Origin of the sequence: Megasphaera sp. DJF_B143 (assembly GCF_900320625.1) — a bacterium.
Classification (GTDB): Bacteria; Bacillota; Negativicutes; order Veillonellales; family Megasphaeraceae; genus Megasphaera; species Megasphaera hexanoica.
In genome coordinates, this window is the sequence record NZ_ONTA01000321.1 from 1 (window position 1) to 2200 (window position 2200).

Consider the following 2200-nt stretch of genomic DNA (forward strand, 5'->3'; position numbering starts at 1 on the left):
CTTGGAAGCTACGGAAACCCATTATTCCCCTACCTCTCCACCGCCTTACATGGCAGCTGCAGCAGTTGTCGATGTCGATCTGGAAACCGGTCATATTGATTTAGTAGATTATGCGGCTGTTGTCGACTGCGGGACCGTCATTAATCCGGCATTGGCCAGGGTACAAACAGAAGGTGGTCTTGTGCAGGGAATTGGCATGACGTTGATGGAAAACGTTCAATTTGATTCTCTGGGAAGAATCCAGAATAATTCGTTTATGCAATATAGAATCCCGAGCCGTATGGATATAGGCAAAATACGCGTAGAATTTGCACCTAGTTACGAACCGAATGGTCCTTTTGGGGCCAAGTCTATTGGCGAAATTGTCATAAATACGCCGGCTCCGGCTATTGCAGAGGCCGTTTATCAGGCAACGGGAATACGTTTTACTGAGTTGCCCATTACAGCAGAAAAAGTATACCTTGGCTTAAAAGATAAAAAATAATGATAGTATATACTGGGCAGTCGTTGTATCAGGCAGCGGACTGCCCGGATTTTACGGGAGACATAATTTGTATGGATGAACAATTACCATTGACGGGCGTAAAAATAGTTGATTTATCGACCTATGCAGCCGTACCGGCTGCGGCGCGGATACTGGCTGACTGGGGAGCCAATGTCATAAAAGTAGAATCTTTTAAGGGGGATTCGTGGCGGCGATACGGAGAAATAGCCCAGGTTCCCTGTACAGAAGATGAAAATCCCTGCTGGGATGTCAATAATAGTAATAAGCGGAGTATATCCCTGAATCTTCGTACAGAAAAAGGGATGGAAATTCTGCATCGTCTACTGGCAGATGCCGATGTCTTTATGACGAATTACAGGATGACCGCTCTGCGTGCTATGTCTCTTACCTGGAAAGTATTGCATCAGACATATCCACGCCTTATCTGGGGGCATCTGAGCGGGTACGGTAACAAGGGACCGGAAGCGGAAAGGCCGGGCTTTGACATTGCGGCTTTTTGGGCCCGGAGCGGACTTATGCAGGATTATGGCCAGCCGGGAATGGCGCCTCTCACTCCGTTTCATGCTGTTGGCGACATGACGACAGGATCGATTATGGCGGGCGGACTATGCGCTGCATTATACAAACAAGCGCGGACCGGTAAAGGGGATAAAGTAGAGATTTCTTTATTGGGAACTGCTTCCTGGCTTACGGGCTTTCCTGCCGTCGCTGCGCAAAAGGCATATGGCAACGTCTATCCGAGAAAACGGAATGAACAGCCGAGTCCTGTGTGTATTCCCTACGAATGTGCCGATGGTGAATGGCTGGAATTATGTATCATGGATTATGAACGGTACTATCCGGCATTATGTCATATCCTTGATCTGGATACGCTGATCGATGATGAACGGTTTAATACGTTTGCTGCTGTACAATGTCATGCTGGTGAATTTATAGATTTAGTGCAACGAGCGTTCTTGAAGAAAAAAAGAGCGGACTGGGGCCCGGTGTTGACGGCTGCAGATATCGTTTATGATAATGTTGGGCACTTCCGGGATATTACGGAAAATCAGCAAGCCTGGGCTAATGGGAATTTGTACGAACGGCATTTTAATAATGGGCGGTCTGCCGTATTGCCTAATACACCAATCACTTTTGAGGAAGCAAGGCGTCCGGCGTCTCCAGCACCGCTTCTGGGAGAACATAGCCGGGAAATTTTACGGGAATATGAGTATACGGATGAAGAAATTGAAGAATATATTGCCCGTGGCATTGTAAGGGACCATGCAAAGACATGAATTTCTTTATTGATGAGATTTCTGTATAATCCATACATATTTTGTTGACTTTTATTGAATTCAATGGTATTATAAAAGAACCAGCTGATACGAGCGTGCGGAAAGAAAACAAAAAAGAATCCTTTTGTGAAGAGGGATGTTTTGCGTGCTTTTTGCTATAAAGTCATTTTGAATTGAAAAATACAGCTTGACAGATGTGGTAACAGGTGGTAAAATACAATAGCTGTCAGATGATAGAGGACAGAAAAATAGAATGTCCTCACACAAAAGGCAGACAAAGTATTTCAAAAAAAGTGCTTGACAAACTCCTGTGAGTTTGTTAAGATATACAAGTCGCCGCGATGAGCGATGAACTTCCTTCATCTCAATCATGCGGCTGGCAGATGACCTTTGAAAACTGAACAATGCAACATACGAA

Annotated in this window: 2 protein-coding genes; both read left to right on the forward strand. The window is 45.1% G+C overall.

The window, feature by feature from the left end; all coding sequences use genetic code 11:
• The coding region (locus DBO31_RS09145; protein ID WP_150824999.1) for a xanthine dehydrogenase family protein molybdopterin-binding subunit at positions 1-484 on the forward strand (484 nt) is incomplete at its 5' end.
• A 71-nt stretch (positions 485-555) separates the two neighbouring features.
• A complete protein-coding gene (locus DBO31_RS09150; protein WP_159897822.1) occupies positions 556-1782 on the forward strand; it encodes a CaiB/BaiF CoA-transferase family protein in 1227 nt (408 codons plus the stop codon).
• Positions 1783-2200 lie beyond the last annotated feature (418 nt).